Below are 14,700 nucleotides of genomic sequence, written 5' to 3' on the forward strand. Positions count from 1 at the left end.
CTCCTCGTCGACGGCGGGCCGGCGGGTTCCGGCTCGTTCACCGAAACGATAACGGTTATCGATTGCGAGAGGGAGGGTCGGGTTCACCCGACTCGGTCACATGCCGTGTGCGTCCGGCGCCACACAGTGCCCTTCGGTGGCGCGGAGTGGCCCTAGATCGAAACAGTCGATACGTTCGGGCGGTGGGAGAGGCACTCGAGGGGCGCCGGTCGCGGCGTACCGCCACGCTCGCCTCGCTGGCGGCTGAGCTGGGCGTTTCCCGGACGACGGTCTCGAACGCCTACAACCGGCCCGACCAGCTCTCCCCGGCCCTGCGCCGCCGCGTGCTCGACACGGCGCGACGCCTCGGCTACCCGGGCCCGGATCCCGTCGCCCGATCGCTGCGCACCCGCAAGGCCGGCGCGGTCGGCCTGCTGCTCACCGAGGCGCTGTCCTACGCCTTCCGCGACCCCGTGGCGGTGCAGTTCCTCGAGGGCCTCGCGCTGGCCTGCGAGGACAACGGCTCCGGTCTGCTGCTCGTGCCGGTGAGCCCGGAGGCCGACGACCCCGGGGCCGTCGCGCGGGCCGGCGTCGACGGCTTCGTCGTCTACTCGATGCCCGACGACGACGACAACTTCGCCGCGGTGCTCGAGCGCCCGGTGCCCGTCGTGGTGTGCGACCAGCCCACCGCCGTCTCGGACGTCGACCGCGTGGGCATCGACGACCACGCCGCGATGGTCGACATGGCCCGGCACCTCGCGGGGCTCGGCCACCGCAAGATCGGCGTGCTGTGCATGCGCCTGTCGACCGAGCGCAACGACGGCTTCGCCAGCGTCGGCCGCCAGGAGAACGCCCGCTACGAGGTGCAGCGACGCCGCCTCTCCGGGCTGCGCGAGGGCTTCGCCGAGGCCGGCGTGGACTGGACGAACGTGCCGGTGGTCGAGCGCTTCGACCACAGCGAGTCGGCGGGCGCCTCGGGCGCCGAGCAGCTGCTCGCGCGCCACGACGTCACGGCGATCGCGTGCACGTCGGACCTCCTCGCCCTCGGTGCGCTGCGCCACGTCCGCGAGTCGGGCCGCCACGTGCCCGACCAGGTCTCCGTCACCGGCTTCGACGGCGTCCCCGCCGCCGAGCGCGCGGAGCTCACCACCATCCGCCAGCCGACCCTCGACAAGGGCCGCGCGGCCGGCGAGCTCCTGCTCGACCGCGGCGACCGTCAGCGCTCCCGCACCCTGCTGCTGCCCACCGAGCTGCTCGCCCGCGCCACGTCGGGGCCCCCGCCCGAGCGCTAGGAGCTCACGCCCAGCGCCTCGAGGAAGCGTGCCGCCCAGCGCTCGACGTCGTGCTCGAGCACCTGTGCGTGCAGCAGGCCCATCCGCCGCCGGGCCTCCTCCGGGTCCTGCGAGGCCGCGGCGACGATCGCGTCGCCCACCGCGTGGATGTCGTGCGGGTTGACCAGGTACGCGCCGTCGCCCAGCTCGTCGGCCGCACCGGTGAACTCCGAGAGCACCAGCGCCCCGCCGCCGTCGGACCGCGACGCGACGTACTCCTTGGCCACGAGGTTCATGCCGTCGCGGTAGGGCGTCACGAGCATGACGTCGGCGCAGCGGTAGAACGAGACGAGCTCCTCGCGCGGGACGCCCTGGTGCACGTAATGGATCACCGGTCGTCCGATCGACGCGTACTCGCCGTTGATGCGGCCCACGCTCAGCTCGATCTTGTCGCGCATCTCGGCGTAGTGCTCGACGCGCTCGCGGCTGGGCGTCGCCACCTGGACCAGGACCGTCTCTCCCGCGTCGAGCTTCCCGTCGCGCAGGGCCTCCGCGAACGCCTGCAGGCGGACGTCGATGCCCTTGGTGTAGTCGAGACGGTCGACGCCGAGCAGCACGGTGCGCGGGTCGCCGAGCTCGTGGCGCAGGGCCTCGGCGCGCTCGGCCGTCTCCGGGTCGCGGGCCATCTCGTCGAGCTGGGGCGCGTCCACCGAGATCGGGTAGGCGGCGACGCTGACGGAGCGGCCGTCCGGCGCGGTGAGGTGGTCGGCGCTGGTCTCGGGGCCGGTCCCGGGGTCGGCCTCGGCGTCGGTGAGCCGGGTGGCGACGCGACGGAAGTTCCCGGCGCCGCCCGCGGTCTGGAAGCCGATCACGTCGGCACCCAGCAGCCCCTCCACCACCGCATCCCGCCACGGCAGCTGGGCGAAGAGCTCGGGGGGCGGGAACGGGATGTGCAGGAAGAACCCGATGTGCAGGTCCGGTCGGCGCTCACGCAGCAGGTGGGGGACCAGCTGGAGCTGGTAGTCCTGCACCCAGACCGTCGCCCCCTGTGCCGCCGACCGCGCCGCGGCGTCCGCGAACCGCTCGTTCACCTGTCGGTAGGCCTCCCACCAGGACCGTTCGAAGTGCGGCGTCACGACGACGTCGTGGTAGAGCGGCCAGAGCGTCGCGTTGGCGAAGCCCTCGTAGTACTCGGCGACCTCGTCGGCGCTGATCGCCACCGGCCGGATCGCCAGGCCGTCGTCGTCGAACGGCTCCGCCTCGACGTCCGGCCGCCCGGGCCACCCGACCCAGGCGCCCTCCCGTGCGCGCAGGGTCGGCTCGAGGGCGGTGACGAGCCCGCCCGGGCTGCGCTGCCAACCGCCGTCCTCGTCGATGCCGAGGGGAAGGCGGTTGGCGACGACCACCAGGTCAGAAGACCCGGGGGCGTCCTCGGCGTGCGTCACGTTCTCTGTCCTCCGCGGTCTCTCCGGGCAGCACACGGCGGAGCAGCCGTTGCAGCGGCCAGCCGATCTGCTCCCCCACCGAGACCCCGGCCGCGAGAGCGAGACCGAAGGTCAGGGCGAGCAGGATCGTCACCGCGCCCACGGCCACACCGCCGTACGCGAGCTGCGAGAACCCGCGGTACATCGTGAGGCCGGGCAGGAGCGGCGTGATCCCGGCGATCACCAGCACCAAGGGGGGTGTACCCAGTGAGCGGGGCAGGACCATCGCGACGAGCCCGAGTGCGGCCGCCGCGAGCGCCGCGGCCACGACCTCACCGGCACCGAGGATCCCGAGCAGCCCGTAGCCGGCCCACGCGACCGCGCCCGCGAGCGCCGCGAGCGGCAGCGAACGCCACGGCGCGTAGGCCGAGAGGGCGAACAGCATCCCGGCCGCCGCGGCGGCGAGCAGCGAGATCGGGTGCAGCGAGGGCGCCGGGCTCTGCGGCACCACGGCCGCGTAGGCGCCCGCGTCGGTGCCGAGGACGGTGGCGACGAGCTTGATGCTCACGACGACGCCGACCAGCAGCCCCGCCGACGCGAGCACGACCTCGACCGCACGCCCGGCCGCCGTGAGCGGGAAGCCCGAGATCGCGTCCTGCACCAGGCCGACCAGCGACAGGCCGGAGAGCAGCACGACGATGCCGGCGGCGATGACGAACGCGGGGGAGTCCTCGAGCGTCCCGGTCCACGCCAGGGTCGTCGCGCTGAGCGTGACGACGGCCGCGCCCACCATCTGCTGGAAGAACATCGGGACCCCGTGCTTGCGCAGCCAGCGCGCCGCGGTCCAGATGACCCCGGTGGCCAGCGCGGCGAGCACCGCGACGAGCAGGCCGCCGCCGATGAGGAAGGCGACCGCGCCGGCGAACAGCGACCGGGCGAGGCCTGCGACGAACCGCGGGTAGGGGTGCGGGCCGTCGACCGCGGTGCCGAGGCGGGTGAACGCCTCCTCGACGCTCAGCGGCTCCTCGCGGTCGACGATCTCGGAGATGATCGCGTCGACGTCGGCGAGGCGCGTGTAGTCCTGGGTCCGGTAGCGGACGTTGCGCATGGTCGTCACCGGGCCGGCCTCGTTGCCGCGGTGGCAGCACATCGTGATCGTCGAGAACGCGATGTCGACGTCGCACGTCGGCAGGCCGTACGTCCTCGCGATGGACAGCATCGTGTCGTGTGCGACGGCCGCGCCCGCGCCGGTCGCGAGCTGCACCTCGCCGATGCGCAGCGCGAGGTCGAGCACGCGCAGCACGAGGGTGTCGTCGGCGACCTGCGGCCCCGGTACGGCCGGGAGCAGCGTGTCGCGCATCGTCGGCGCGTCGATCGCGCGACGAAGATCGGGTGTGACCGGGAACTGTCGGCGGAGCGAGCCTCGTGCTCGCTGGGCCACCCCCACGGGCGGACCTTCCTCTCCCTGCTCGCCGGCGTGCTCACGCTGATGACGGGGCACTCCGGGAAACTTCATCCAGCACCTGCCCAGACGTGTGGGAGCCGATCAACGTTGCCCCGGTGGCACGTGTGACGCCCCACCCCGGACAGGGGGCGGGCCGCCCCGGCTCGACCGCCACCCCCGCGTGACGACACTAGCCACCGCGGCGCCGGGCGGGGGCTGCCCGCCAGCAGGCGCCTCGTACCATGGCTCCCGTGCCGGCGTAGCTCAATCGGCAGAGCGCTCGCCTTGTAAGCGAAAGGTCCGGGGTTCGATTCCCCGCGCCGGCTCCATCGTCACTGGTCGCGCTGGGTGCTGGATGTTCGCCGCAGTGATCAACCCACGTCTTACTCACCGAATTCCTCCTCGTCGTGCCAGGCGTCGAGGGCGGCGGCAGCGCCGGGGTTGGCGATCCGTCGGCCCAGATAGTGGTTCTGGGTCATCGAGACGTGGGCGTGCCCGAGCTGGTCGGCAATCGCACGGGGCGTCTGGCCGGCGGTGTCGAGGATCGTGGCGCATGTTCGGCGGAACACGTGCGACGTGACCCAGGCGAAGCCGTCGCTGCCGCGTGCCTCGCGGAACGCCCGGCGGGTGTTGGACGGATCGCGCCACCCGCCGAGGGTGTCCGGGAACACCGGTCCGTCGACCTCACCCGCTCGGTGGCGCCGTCCCAGCATCGAGCGAAGGAACCCGGGCAGGATCAGGAGCCGCTCGCCTGTCTCGGTCTTGGTGCTCTTGCGAACCAGGCCGACACCCGTGACGCGGATCAGGGTGTGCCCGACGTCGACGGTTCCGGCGTCGAGGTCAACCTCCGCCCAGGCCACGGCCAGCGCTTCACCGATGCGGACTCCGGTCCCGATCATGAACAGGCACAGGTCCGGGAGGTCCTTCTCAGCCGCTGTCTCGTCCGCCTTGAGCTGCGCGAGCCAGGCACGGCACTCGTCGAAGGTGAGCGCCCGCGTCGCCTTGCGCCGACTCGTGTTGATGCGGCTGACATCCCGCACAGGGTTCGAGGGGATCGCCCCGTGCCGGACGGCGACCCCGAGCACGCCCGAGAGCACCGTCCTCGTGAGCTTCGCGGCGGCTGGACCTCGCTGCGTCCGTACGGCCTGGATGAACGCGTCGAGGACGGGAACGGTGGCCTCCCGCAGCCTCAGCTCACCGACGCCAGGGAGGATGATCCGGTCGAGCTGGCGGCGATAGTGCTCGGCCGTGCTCGGCGATCGGTCGCCTTCTTCCGCCGCGGCCTCGATCTTCTTCAACCACTCGGGAACGATCTCGCGGATTCGGGTGTCCCCGGTGACCCCCGTGCCGGTCCGCGCCCGGTCCTTGAGCGCCGCCTTGAGGTTGTCCCTGGCCTTGGTCTTGCTGGCGCCGCGTCGCTCGACCTGCCGAGCTTGGCCGTCGAGGTCGCGGAATAGCGCGCGTGCGACGTAGTTGCCGGCCTCGCCGCGGACGGTGATCTGGCCGTAGCTCCCGATCGGGATCGCCGGTCGTGGCATGGCGGATCAGCCCCGCTCGGTGTCGTCGAGGCCGTCGAACCACGCCCGGACCTCGGCAGGGTCGTAGCGCAGGTAACGGCCCACGCGCCGGCCGCGAGGGCCGTACTTGGTGTAGCGCCACTGGTAGATCGTTCGGAGCGGCACGCATAGGAAGCTCGCGACGTCCTCGGCGCCCCAGAGGCGCTCTGGGCGGCTGGATGCTGCGGCCCTCGTGCGATCACCGATGGGCCGGACGATGTCGTAGGTGGTCATCGCTAGTCCTCCTAGTTTCGTCGTGCGAGATGCGCGAGCTGGCCGAGCCCTCGCTCGAGGTGCGCCGCCACGGGCTCGAGGGCGGCTGCGTCCCCGACGAGCCCCGACTGCGCCTCGAGCAACGTGGTGGCGGGGTCGTCCCGGAAGCCGATGGCCTCTGCCCGCTGGAGACAGCGCCCGAGGTAGCCCAGGAGCTGGGGCAGGCGGCCGGCGACGGTGTCGAGCTGGAAGACCGCCGAATGGACGGCATGGACGTCGACCAGGCCCTGGAATGAGACGTGGTTGGCCTCGCTGATGCCGCGGGCAGCGCGGCCGAGGGGGTAGCGCAGCTCTTCGATCATGTGCGCGCCCCAGCCGATGCAGCGGACAGGGCGTCGCCGATACCGCTTGCGATGGCGCCCAGGACGTGGCCCGTGCCGGTGACAACGCCGGGGGCGACGACAGCGAGCAGGGCGACCGTGATGACGCCGAGGACGACAGCGGCGCCGACGGCCCGGGTCTGGGCGGCGATCACCGTGAGCAGGGCGGCGATGATGACTGCGGCGATCACGAGCGCTGCCCTCCGGATTCGGTGCGATCGAGCCGGACCGCGTGGACGTGGTGGAGCTGGCCAGGCTCCGGCTGGGATGGGGACGCGAGCCGGCGCTGGCGGTGGGCTTCGAGAGCGCGGTCGGTGGCGGCCGTGAAGGCCTCCACCACTGGGGCGTCCTTGAGGGCTCGACGGCGGGCGAGAAGGACCCAGCCGGCGGCGGTGAGTGCGCCGATGACGAGGACGATGGCGACGCCCCAGCCGACGACGCGGTTGGCCTCGGCTGTCGTGGCTGCGATGCCGCGGAGTCCGGTATCCAGGGCCCGGTAGCCCCCAGCGGCCAGGAGGACGACGCCGACCAGGCCGACGAGTGCCCCGACCATCGAGCCGCCATCGCGTCCGGCGTCGCCGGTAGTGCGGATGATGTTGATCAGGCCGGTCTGTCTCATGCCGCCTGCCCTCCCAAGGTGGAGCCGCCGGAGCGCTTGCTGCGGGTGGCGAGCGGGGGAACGTCGACCTGCTCAGGGGCGGGGTACTCGGCGGCCAAGTAGGACAGCTCCGCGTCGGAGACCCAGTCGGCGCGCACCTTGATCGGCTGGCGCTTGCCGCCGTCCTCGTCGATGACGAACCCCATGCCGGGGCAGGCCTCGGGGATGGCGTCGCAGCGGGCGCCGCGCTCGTAGGCGGAGTCCGAGAGGACCATGCGGGTCTCGACGTCGGAGTCCAGCCGCAGGGCGACGCGGTAGCCGAACATGTCGCGGAAGGAGAGGACTTCCTTGCGGGGGTCCTGCACGCACCCGATGACGACGACGCCGGGGGCGCGGCCCTGGGAGAGCATCCGGCGCACTGCGGCGTTGGCGCGGTCCTTGAGGTCGCGGTTGGCGATGTAGGTGGTCAGCGCGAGCAGCTCGTCGACCAGGATCACGTAGAGCGGGTAGTCGCCGAACATCCGCGCGAGCAGCTTGCGGACGTTGCCGCCGAGGGCTTCGGCGCGCTGGCGCATGAGGTCGGCGGCGAACTCCAGGGCGGCCACGAGGTGTTCGTCGTCGCCGTAGGCGAGCATGTAGAACAGCTCGGAGACCATGCGGTACTCCATGCCGCCCTTGGGGTCGATCCCGACCAGGCGCACCTTCCCGTCCCGGATCGCCGGGGCGAGGGCGCGGATGATCGCGGCGACGAGTCCGGACTTGCCGGCGCCGGTGAGCCCGGCGATCAGGACGTGGGTGCCCACGAGACGAAGCCACCAGGGTTCGCCGTCCTCGCGGCGCCCGACGCGCAGCCACTTGAGGTCGGCTGAGGCCGGCGGCTCGTCGTCGGCGTCCTCGGCCAGGACGTCGCGGTAGACCACGCGCAGCAGCACCCAGCCCTCGCGGTGCGGGTGGGCGAGGACGCGGACCTCGAGGGCGCACCACTCGCAGGCCAGGGCGTCGGCCTGGCGGGCGATGACGCCGGGGGTGACGCCGGCGCAGAGCTGGACGTGGAGCTCGTCGACGTGCTCAGCGAGGGACACCCAGAGCAGGCGGGGGACGATGACGCGGTGAGAGGCGTCGGTGGCCTTGACCCCGGTGGCGGCGCACACGTCGTCCCAGGACCACCGGTAGCGGGTCCGGCGGGCGAAGCGCCGGAGCCGCGAGGTCACCCGGGACTCCCAGGAGGAGGGGGAGGACCGCGACCACAGCCGCGCGACCAGCGCCCCGACCAGGGCGACGACGAGCAGACCCCACGGCCCGAGCGCGAGCCAGGCCAGCGCGGCAACGGTCAGGGCGCCGCCGAGAGCGGGGACGTACAGGCAGCCCCAGACGGTCATGACGGTCAGCCAGCCGGCCCACCAGCCGGCGGTGAGGCTCCAGCGGATGAGCCGGGAGCGCTCGTGGAGGCGCTCCATGCGCATGACGTCGGCGCGGGTGCGGATTGTCTGTCCGCGCCACAGCCGCGCGGTGCTGATCTCTCTCATCGGGCACGCCCCCCGAGCCCGCCACGGGCGATGCGGTCCTTGGGGGTGTGGTTGGCGAACTTGCCGCCCTTGCCGTTGCAGGCCCCGCACTTGCCGTAGGAGCGCTCCCAGCCACGGGAGGTCCAGGTGCGCTGGGCGCAGGACCCGGCGCCCTGGCAGGCGGTGCAGAAGTGGTAGCCGCCGGTCGTGAGGCCGGTGGCGCGCATCGGTCGAACCATGATCAGAAACCCCTTCCGGAGCGGGATGAACGGTGGGTGGTGCCGCGCCCGGGGCGGCGGGTGCGGGCGGACGGGGAGCTGGCGACCTGGGCCTCGGTGACCTCCCAGGTGGAGGAGCCGCAGGCCGGACATACCTCGACCGACAGGGCGACCACGAGCCGCCCGTCGCGCTCGATGGGGGTGGGGGTCCACTGCGCGAGGCAGTCGCCGTCGCGGCAGGTCAGGACCAGCACGTCGAGGGCGGCCGAGGTGTCGACGTGCATCGACGCCGCGGCGAGCGATAAGCCGGCCGTTCCGGGGCAGGGCAGTTGGCGGGTCACTATGCGGCCCTCCGCTCGACGCAGGCTGGGCACAGCTCCCCGTCGACCGCGGGTATCGGGAACAGCAGCGAACAGGCGGGACACGACGTGGCATCGCCGAACGAGGCGGCGGCGCCGGCCAGGCGCAGCCGGCGCATCAGTCGCCGCTCACCGGGGATGGTCGCGGCCCACACGCCGTGGTCCTCGCCGGAGTCGAGCGCCCAGACCAGGCACTCACGCTGCACCGGGCAGAACCGGCAGACCCGGCGAGCGGCGGCCACCTGCTGCTGCACGGCCGGCGCGTCGTCGAGGCCCTGACTGTCGTCGGGTGGGAAGAACAGCTCCGGGTCGTGGTTGCGGCAGGTGCCGCGGGTCTGCCAGCGCATTACGCGGCCTCGCCCTCGGCCGTGCGCCGACTCGGGCGCTGCGGACCGGCCACGGGACGGATGGCTTCGGCGGAGAAGCTGACCTCGACGCCCTTGCCGCCGTTCCGGGCGGGCTTGACCCGGACCCATAGCCCGTCCAGCTCCACGGGGGAGTACGGCGCCAGCTCCGGGGCCTCGTGGGACACGACCCGCACGCCGTGCAGCTCGTGGCGCCCGTCCCGGCCGGTCGGGAGCATGACGTCGTAGATGCGCACCGGGGCGCCGGTGGCCTCATCGATCAGTGGCTGGCCCGAGGATCGCCGGCCGGTCGGGGTGTCTTCCCAGCGCTCCATGGTGGCGCCGTGGCCGGTGGCGATGACGTCGAGCCGGCTCGTGTCGATCGGTGCGGAGATGTCGTATGGCATTTCGTCTCCTGGTGTCGGCGGCGTGCCCGCTTGTGCGTGCATCACCAGGAGACGGCGACGCCCGGGGACACCAGCACCACCAACTCGGGACGTGACGGGACGTCCATAGACGCTTAAAGTGTCCCCATCGGCGGTCAAACGTCCCGAGGAGTCCCTCCATGGCGACCAACCAGCGTCTCCGAGGCTCGATCGTGTCCGCAGGCTTCCGGCCCTCTGACCTCGCAGAACGGGTCGGCGTGGACGCCAAGACGGTGGAGCGCTGGATCACAAAGGGACGTCTCCCCCACCGGACACATCGAGTCGCCGTCGCATCCGCGCTCAACGTGGACGAGGCCTACATCTGGCCGGAGGTCGTCGACGCACCGGCCACGCAGTCAGCGAGCGTCGCCGAGCTCCTGGCGCTCCACCCGACCCGTGCCGCCATCCCGCACGAAACATGGGCTCAGCTCATGGTCGGGGCTCGCGAGGCCATCGACGTGCTCGTGTACGCGGGGTCGTTCCTGTTCGAGCAGTACGACTTCACCGCGACCATCACGCAGAAGGCGGCGCAGGGCGTCCGCGTTCGGATTCTGCTAGCCGACGAGACCGCGCCGGCGGTGGCTCTCCGGGCGGAGGAGGAAGGTACGACGGGCGGGCTGCAGGGCCGCATCCAGCTCCACCGTCGCTACCTCCGGCAGGTGCGCGACGTCCGAGGGGTCGAGGTGCGGACGCACGGGACAACCCTCTACAACAGCTTGTTCCGCTTCGACCAGGACATGCTGGTGAACGGCCACGCCTACGGAGCGCCCGCGGGCGAGTCACCGGTGCTGCACCTGCGTCGCGTGCCCGGCGGGCGCATGTGGGACCACTACATGCGGTCATTCGAGGACGTATGGGCGGGCGCTCGACCGGAGGGCGCGTCCGGTCCCGCTCAGCGTCATCCAGCGCCGCCGTTCGCTCCCGAGCTGGCTGCCGCGCCGCCGCACCCAGCCGAACCAGCGTGAGACGCCCTCGGAACGATATGGGCTGCGGTCCCCGGTGGATGATGACCCCATGGCCCGCATCGACTACTACGACGACCCAGAGGCGCCGCAGGCCAACAGCCTCGTGCCGTCAGTCACCGCCGCAGTGCGGGACGACCAGGGCCGGCTCCTCCTGATTCACAAGATTGACAACGATCGGTGGGCGCTTCCAGGTGGCGCGATGGACCTGGGGGAGTCCGTCGCCGACGCCGCGGTCCGTGAGGTCGAGGAGGAGACCGGCGTTCGCGTCGAGGTCACGGGTTTGGTCGGCATCTACACCGACCCCGGCCATGTCATGGCTTACGACGACGGCGAGGTGCGCCAGGAGTTCTCCGTGTGCTTCCACGCTCGCGTCGTCCGAGGAGAGCCCCGCCAAGACGACATCGAGACGAAGGCGGCGAAGTGGGTGAACGTCGCCGATGTCCCCGAGCTGGATATCCACCCCTCGATGCGTCGGCGCGTCGACGCCGCACTTAGAGAAGGGAGCGAGCCGGAGATCGTCTAAGGAGCCCGAAGGCGGCGGCTGGTCCGATCAATGGCCGCTTGTATCGACGGTTGTGCGCGAGACATAGAGCGCCCGACGATCGAGTCCTGGTCGTACCGGGCGAGAATCTCGGACAGGCGCTCTGCGTAGTCGAAGCGCTCACCCTCAGGGCCAGTCGTCATGTCCGCGGTCCACAGCGCATCGGGCACTGGTCCTTCCTCGCGCTGCCAGTCCGCGAGCTCGGCCTCGAGACCCCGCTCCGCCGCTTCGAACGTCGCGGCTGAGTGGTGGGCGACGAGCGCACACAGCCGCGGCGAGTGGCCCCTGGCGGCGAGGTACCTAGCGCCGTCGATCGGGTGAAACCCCGTCTGTACTAGCTCGGGCGCGTATCCCAGGTCGTGGAACCAAGCTGCGACGACAAGCAGCTCTTGATCTACCGCCGGGACCGCCGCCGTCAGCTCCTCGGCGCGAGCCGCCACACTGACGGTGTGCCGGTACCGGCTGCCAAGCGGCGCGAGGAGGTCTCGTGCGAGACCTGCCGCGAGTGAGCGCCCGGACGCACGCCCGCCGGCCTCCTGGTCTGTGTCGTCGCCCCCGCGAGCGGCTGCCTGTTCGTTCGGCACCCGACCGAAGGTAGCCGTCTTCGCGGCCGAGCCCCCCAACCGGTCGGAGGCTCCCTCGCTCGTCTCTGGGATAGCCTCGCCTTCGGTGGTCGCCGGAGTAGGGAGACAGCGCATGTCCGAGGACGGAACGCGGCCGTACGCGATGACGATTAGCCTCAATGTTCTGAACCACCTGGGGATCAATTTATATAGCAACGTCAGCGCGGTTCTGTCTGAAGTGGTGGCCAACGCATACGACGCTGACGCAGAAGTCGTGAAAATCGATCTTCAACGCACTCCTCCGCGAATCGTGGTGGAAGACGACGGCTCCGGCATGGACCTCGAAGGAATCAACGAACGCTTTCTAACAGTCGGCTATCGTCGGCGAGACTCGGAACTTAAGGGCTACTCGGAGAAGCGCAAGCGCCCGGTCATGGGTCGCAAGGGAATCGGCAAATTGTCATTGTTCTCGATCTCCAATGTCGTAGAGGTATACACGACGACGGATGGCGTGGAGAAGCACGCGTTCCGCATGGACATCGAGGGTATTCGTGCAGCCATCGAGGGCGAGGGCGGCGTCGGCACGTACGAGCCCGAGCCCATCAGCACGGACTCAATCGACTTCGATCACGGTACTCGTATCGTTCTGCCCGCCCTAAAGAAGAGCATGACCAACCTCGAGACCGGCCTCCGCAAACGTCTGGCGCGACGGTTCTCTATTCTTGGCGCCGAGCACGGCTTTCAGTTGGAGATCGGCGGCCGCGAGGTGACCGTGGCCGACCGCGACTACTTCCACAAGCTCCAATACGCCTGGGCGTACGAAGACGAACCTGCGGCAGGGGCGCTCCTGGATCAATGCACCAATGCTGATGAAAAGATTGTCTCAGGCGTTGGGCGGGCCGGCGACCAGAATGAGTTCCAAGTGACCGGTTGGATTGGAACCGCGTTCACTTCGAGCTCGTTGAAGGACGAGCACAACGACAAGTTGAACTCGATTACCCTGATGGTTCGCGGCAAGCTAGCCCACGAAGACCTGCTTGAGGAACTCAACGAGGGCGGGGTCTTCCGGTCCTACCTTATCGGTGAAGTTTCTGCGAACTTCCTCGACCTCGACGACGAAGCCGACATCGCGACAAGTAGTAGACAGAAGATCATTGAGGAGGACCCGCGCTATCTCGCGCTCCTCGCGTGGCTCCGCAAAGAGATCACGAGAATCGGTACGGCGTGGTCCCGCTTACGCGATCAGAAGGGTACGACCAGCGCGAGGACAAACCCTCTTATCGATCAGTGGTTTACGCGCCTGGGCCCAGATCATCGCAAGCGAGCGCAGCGTCTATTCGGCAAGATTAACCAACTGACAGTAGACGGCGAACGTGAACGGAATGAGCTCTTCGCCCATGCCGTCCTCGCCTTCGAGACTCTGCGGTATCGGGAAAACCTTGACGCGCTAGAAGACATGTCGGGCGAGCAAGTGACTGGTATCGCAGCGATCTTCAACGATATAGAGAACCTTGAGGCCGCGCAGTATCATCGGATCGTTGTGCAGCGGTTGACGGTGATAGAGAAGCTAAAGAAGTTGATGGACGAGAATGCGCTGGAGAAGTTCATCCAGGATCACCTCTTTCAGAATCTTTGGCTCCTTGACCCGTCGTGGGAACGGGCGACCGATCGAGCGAAGGAGAAGCGCATAGGAACCACCTTCGCCGAGATTGACGAGAAATTGACCGACGAGGAACGAAACTCGCGATTCGACATCAAGTACAAGCGGATGAGCGGGTCTCACGTGATCGTCGAGTTGAAGCGTCCAGAGGTCGTGACCAACTCGACTGAACTGCTCGGGCAGATTCGCAAGTACATCAACGCGTTGAGGAAGTTTCTTCGCGACACTGGAGTCGACGAGCCCGTCGAGACCGTCTGCGTTGTGGGGAAGGATCTTAGAGACTGGGCTGACCCTGATGGTCGCGAGGAGTCTAGGCAGATTTTAGGCGCAGTGAATGCCCGCGTAGTCAAATACGAAGAGCTCCTAGACAACGCCCAGAATGCATACCGGGAGTTCTTGGACGGCGCGGAAGAGCTTAGTCAGCTCCGCGCTATCCTCGATTCCCTGGCAGAGGAGTCGGGCCAAGAAGTTGGCCTAGCGAGCGAGGCCCCCGCGAGCGGCAGCGCAACACCTGATGCAGCCACACCTGACGCTGGGCCTGAGCACTAGCCTGCGGCCGGAGCTCCTCCGTCTCGATCTTCCTCGGTGGCAAGGTGCCCGTCCTGACGCAGCCTTCGCAGTACGTCCTCGGCAGTGGGCGGGTGTACGAAGGCTTCGTCGACAGCCAGTCCTGCCAGGAGGTACGGCTTCAGTCCCAGCCATTTATCGCCGGCCATCGAGTCATCGCCGGCCATCGAGTCATCCACGCCATCAGCCTGGCAGCCTCTCCGCCGGAACGCACTCACGTCCGTCCTGCTCGCCGTGCCAGGAGGTTCCCCCGGTCTGAGCGACCGCAGGGAGGCGTGATGTACCACCCGGTCAACGGTGCCGGCGCGCGTCCGCTACAGCGCTTAGACACTGATGGACGAGCGGGACGAGGAGGCCCACGTCGGGGGACTCAGCCTCGACGTACTCAACAGGGCCGTCTGATGCATCGTCGGACTCATAGAACCCGACGCCCCACCCGCGTTGGCCCGTGCGGTCCCACGGAAGCTCCTCAGAGGCATCGGTAATCAGCAAGTTGCCCCGCTCAAGCCGGACCTCAAGAGCCGCACACATGCCACCAGTCTGTGTGAACTGCGCAGCGAAGCCGGCGTCCCGGAGGACAGTCAGGGCTTGCGCGTACTCAGCCCCTCCGGCAGCCATGGCTTCTGCGTACCTGGTCGCGTTCATATCCCCCAGAATACAGCGCCCATCGAGATTTCTCGAGTGGCAG

The 14,700-nt window shown here is 69.7% G+C and carries 18 protein-coding genes and 1 tRNA gene; 5 read left to right on the forward strand and 14 right to left on the reverse strand.

The features are described from left to right. Positions 1–182 precede the first annotated feature (182 nt). Positions 183–1,271, forward strand: a complete 1,089-nt coding sequence (locus PH191_RS18370) for a LacI family DNA-binding transcriptional regulator (RefSeq protein WP_274196062.1) — start codon at positions 183–185, stop codon at positions 1,269–1,271. Here PH191_RS18370 and PH191_RS18375 read toward each other — a convergent pair. Next, on the reverse strand, positions 1,268–2,695 hold the full coding sequence (locus PH191_RS18375) for an alpha,alpha-trehalose-phosphate synthase (UDP-forming) (RefSeq protein ID WP_274196063.1): 1,428 nt from the start codon (positions 2,693–2,695) through the stop codon (positions 1,268–1,270). The genes PH191_RS18370 and PH191_RS18375 overlap by 4 nt on opposite strands. Next, positions 2,661–4,034, reverse strand: coding sequence for a threonine/serine exporter family protein (locus PH191_RS18380; protein WP_274196064.1), 1,374 nt, complete (start codon positions 4,032–4,034; stop codon positions 2,661–2,663). Before PH191_RS18380 ends, PH191_RS18375 begins: the two co-directional genes overlap by 35 nt. 337 nt (positions 4,035–4,371) lie before the next feature. Here PH191_RS18380 and PH191_RS18385 point away from each other — a divergent pair. After that, a tRNA-Thr gene (locus tag PH191_RS18385) sits at positions 4,372–4,447 on the forward strand. A 54-nt stretch (positions 4,448–4,501) separates the two neighbouring features. Here the strand turns inward: PH191_RS18385 and PH191_RS18390 are convergent. The 10 genes from PH191_RS18390 to PH191_RS18435 form a co-directional block, all read right to left on the reverse strand. Further along, positions 4,502–5,656 (reverse strand): tyrosine-type recombinase/integrase, encoded by a 1,155-nt coding sequence (locus tag PH191_RS18390; protein ID WP_274196065.1) that lies wholly within the window; start codon positions 5,654–5,656, stop codon positions 4,502–4,504. 6 nt (positions 5,657–5,662) lie between these two features. Continuing rightward, positions 5,663–5,800, reverse strand: coding sequence for an excisionase (locus tag PH191_RS18395; protein ID WP_274196066.1), 138 nt, complete (start codon positions 5,798–5,800; stop codon positions 5,663–5,665). A 119-nt stretch (positions 5,801–5,919) separates the two neighbouring features. Then, positions 5,920–6,249 (reverse strand): hypothetical protein, encoded by a 330-nt coding sequence (locus PH191_RS18400; RefSeq protein WP_274196067.1) that lies wholly within the window; start codon positions 6,247–6,249, stop codon positions 5,920–5,922. Beyond that, positions 6,246–6,458: a hypothetical protein gene (locus PH191_RS18405; protein ID WP_274196068.1), complete on the reverse strand. Its 213-nt coding sequence runs from the start codon at positions 6,456–6,458 to the stop codon at positions 6,246–6,248. The genes PH191_RS18400 and PH191_RS18405 overlap by 4 nt, the downstream gene beginning before the upstream one ends. After that, positions 6,455–6,886, reverse strand: a complete 432-nt coding sequence (locus tag PH191_RS18410; RefSeq protein WP_274196069.1) for a hypothetical protein — start codon at positions 6,884–6,886, stop codon at positions 6,455–6,457. Before PH191_RS18410 ends, PH191_RS18405 begins: the two co-directional genes overlap by 4 nt. After that, entirely contained in the window at positions 6,883–8,391 is a 1,509-nt protein-coding gene (locus PH191_RS18415) for an FtsK/SpoIIIE domain-containing protein (protein WP_274196070.1), read from the reverse strand. Before PH191_RS18415 ends, PH191_RS18410 begins: the two co-directional genes overlap by 4 nt. Continuing rightward, on the reverse strand, positions 8,388–8,597 hold the full coding sequence (locus PH191_RS18420) for a hypothetical protein (RefSeq protein WP_274196071.1): 210 nt from the start codon (positions 8,595–8,597) through the stop codon (positions 8,388–8,390). The genes PH191_RS18415 and PH191_RS18420 overlap by 4 nt, the downstream gene beginning before the upstream one ends. A 14-nt stretch (positions 8,598–8,611) precedes the next feature. After that, positions 8,612–8,929 (reverse strand): hypothetical protein, encoded by a 318-nt coding sequence (locus tag PH191_RS18425; protein ID WP_274196072.1) that lies wholly within the window; start codon positions 8,927–8,929, stop codon positions 8,612–8,614. Then, a complete protein-coding gene (locus PH191_RS18430; protein ID WP_274196073.1) occupies positions 8,929–9,294 on the reverse strand; it encodes a WhiB family transcriptional regulator in 366 nt (121 codons plus the stop codon). The genes PH191_RS18425 and PH191_RS18430 overlap by 1 nt, the downstream gene beginning before the upstream one ends. Further along, positions 9,294–9,698, reverse strand: coding sequence for a hypothetical protein (locus tag PH191_RS18435; RefSeq protein ID WP_274196074.1), 405 nt, complete (start codon positions 9,696–9,698; stop codon positions 9,294–9,296). Before PH191_RS18435 ends, PH191_RS18430 begins: the two co-directional genes overlap by 1 nt. A gap of 158 nt (positions 9,699–9,856) precedes the next feature. Between PH191_RS18435 and PH191_RS18440 the strand changes: the two genes are divergently transcribed. Next, positions 9,857–10,681 (forward strand): XRE family transcriptional regulator, encoded by an 825-nt coding sequence (locus tag PH191_RS18440; RefSeq protein WP_274196075.1) that lies wholly within the window; start codon positions 9,857–9,859, stop codon positions 10,679–10,681. 49 nt (positions 10,682–10,730) lie between these two features. Beyond that, positions 10,731–11,204: an NUDIX domain-containing protein gene (locus tag PH191_RS18445; RefSeq protein ID WP_274196076.1), complete on the forward strand. Its 474-nt coding sequence runs from the start codon at positions 10,731–10,733 to the stop codon at positions 11,202–11,204. Here PH191_RS18445 and PH191_RS18450 read toward each other — a convergent pair. After that, on the reverse strand, positions 11,201–11,806 hold the full coding sequence (locus PH191_RS18450) for an HD domain-containing protein (RefSeq protein WP_274196077.1): 606 nt from the start codon (positions 11,804–11,806) through the stop codon (positions 11,201–11,203). The genes PH191_RS18445 and PH191_RS18450 overlap by 4 nt on opposite strands. Positions 11,807–11,918: 112 nt before the next feature. On the opposite strand from PH191_RS18450, the gene PH191_RS18455 reads away from it, so the two are divergent. Beyond that, complete coding sequence (locus tag PH191_RS18455) at positions 11,919–13,994, forward strand: BbrUII/HgiDII family restriction enzyme (protein WP_274196078.1); 2,076 nt, start codon at positions 11,919–11,921, stop codon at positions 13,992–13,994. 309 nt (positions 13,995–14,303) lie between these two features. On the opposite strand, the gene PH191_RS18460 is transcribed toward PH191_RS18455, so the two are convergent. Beyond that, positions 14,304–14,630 carry a hypothetical protein gene (locus PH191_RS18460; RefSeq protein ID WP_274196079.1) on the reverse strand — a complete coding sequence of 109 codons (327 nt, stop codon included), beginning with the start codon at positions 14,628–14,630 and terminating at the stop codon, positions 14,304–14,306. Between the last annotated feature and the right edge of the window lie 70 nt (positions 14,631–14,700).

It is taken from the genome of Actinomycetospora callitridis, assembly GCF_028737265.1.
GTDB lineage: Bacteria > Actinomycetota > Actinomycetes > Mycobacteriales > Pseudonocardiaceae > Actinomycetospora > Actinomycetospora callitridis.

Excerpts from the sequence above, each read along its gene's own strand:
- PH191_RS18380 (WP_274196064.1), bottom strand. The coding sequence starts at position 4,034 with ATGCGCGACACGCTGCTCCCGGCCGTACCGGGGCCGCAGGTCGCCGAC.
- PH191_RS18390 (WP_274196065.1), bottom strand. The coding sequence starts at position 5,656 with ATGCCACGACCGGCGATCCCGATCGGGAGCTACGGCCAGATCACCGTC.
- PH191_RS18400 (WP_274196067.1), bottom strand. The coding sequence starts at position 6,249 with ATGATCGAAGAGCTGCGCTACCCCCTCGGCCGCGCTGCCCGCGGCATC.
- PH191_RS18410 (WP_274196069.1), bottom strand. The coding sequence starts at position 6,886 with ATGAGACAGACCGGCCTGATCAACATCATCCGCACTACCGGCGACGCC.
- PH191_RS18415 (WP_274196070.1), bottom strand. The coding sequence starts at position 8,391 with ATGAGAGAGATCAGCACCGCGCGGCTGTGGCGCGGACAGACAATCCGC.
- PH191_RS18420 (WP_274196071.1), bottom strand. The coding sequence starts at position 8,597 with ATGCGCGCCACCGGCCTCACGACCGGCGGCTACCACTTCTGCACCGCC.
- PH191_RS18430 (WP_274196073.1), bottom strand. The coding sequence starts at position 9,294 with ATGCGCTGGCAGACCCGCGGCACCTGCCGCAACCACGACCCGGAGCTG.
- PH191_RS18435 (WP_274196074.1), bottom strand. The coding sequence starts at position 9,698 with ATGCCATACGACATCTCCGCACCGATCGACACGAGCCGGCTCGACGTC.
- PH191_RS18440 (WP_274196075.1), top strand. The coding sequence starts at position 9,857 with ATGGCGACCAACCAGCGTCTCCGAGGCTCGATCGTGTCCGCAGGCTTC.
- PH191_RS18445 (WP_274196076.1), top strand. The coding sequence starts at position 10,731 with ATGGCCCGCATCGACTACTACGACGACCCAGAGGCGCCGCAGGCCAAC.
- PH191_RS18455 (WP_274196078.1), top strand. The coding sequence starts at position 11,919 with ATGTCCGAGGACGGAACGCGGCCGTACGCGATGACGATTAGCCTCAAT.
- PH191_RS18460 (WP_274196079.1), bottom strand. The coding sequence starts at position 14,630 with ATGGCTGCCGGAGGGGCTGAGTACGCGCAAGCCCTGACTGTCCTCCGG.